2 protein-coding genes are annotated in these 569 nt (G+C 30.4%); both read right to left on the bottom strand.

Annotated elements, in window-relative coordinates:
* Nucleotides 1-196: hypothetical protein (locus tag RCF13_RS19185; RefSeq protein ID WP_308141456.1), on the bottom strand; the 196-nt coding region annotated here is incomplete at its 3' end.
* A 63-nt stretch (nucleotides 197-259) separates the two neighbouring features.
* Nucleotides 260-569 (bottom strand): hypothetical protein (locus RCF13_RS19180; protein ID WP_308141455.1); only part of this gene is annotated, 310 nt, incomplete at its 5' end.

The raw sequence follows: 569 nt of genomic DNA, 5'->3' as shown, positions 1-569 counted from the left end.
AAGTTGAGTGCTCAAAAGTGCTTTCAGATACCTCTTCTAACCAGTTTCTGAACGTTGGCATTAATAAAATTTCCGAACGACCTTTCGATTTATCCATTAAATAGTCCCATCTTGCTAACCCACTAATAACTATTTTCTCTTCTTCATATCCAAAATACTGCTTAATGATATCTCGTTCAAAATCAGAAGATGCCACAAATAACTTAACTCTATTGGGTGAATTACTACTATTATTAAATATATCGCCGATTTTTTTAAATCATAATAACCCATGCTGTAAAAATAACTGATTTTTTTTGTTAAATATTTTAAAAATTTTTCCTCTATTTGCTCGCCAAATGTACCCATGTCCTTTAGCCTCAGAGGAAATTATAATTTTACAAGCTTGTAATAATATTAAATGCCTTAAACTCATAAAATAAACTACGTTACCTTCAAGCCCGTTTAAGTTACAGATATCATTTGATTCTTTCTTTACTACATAGTAAACATTTCTTGGTACCTCATTTTCTATACAATACTTGAAAAAAAAATAAGCATTATCCTGGGCTGTTTCTGCAAACTTCTCG

It is taken from the genome of Stenotrophomonas maltophilia group sp. RNC7, assembly GCF_030910085.1.
Classification (GTDB): Bacteria; Pseudomonadota; Gammaproteobacteria; order Xanthomonadales; family Xanthomonadaceae; genus Stenotrophomonas; species Stenotrophomonas sepilia.
This window is presented reverse-complemented; position numbering and strand designations above follow the sequence as displayed.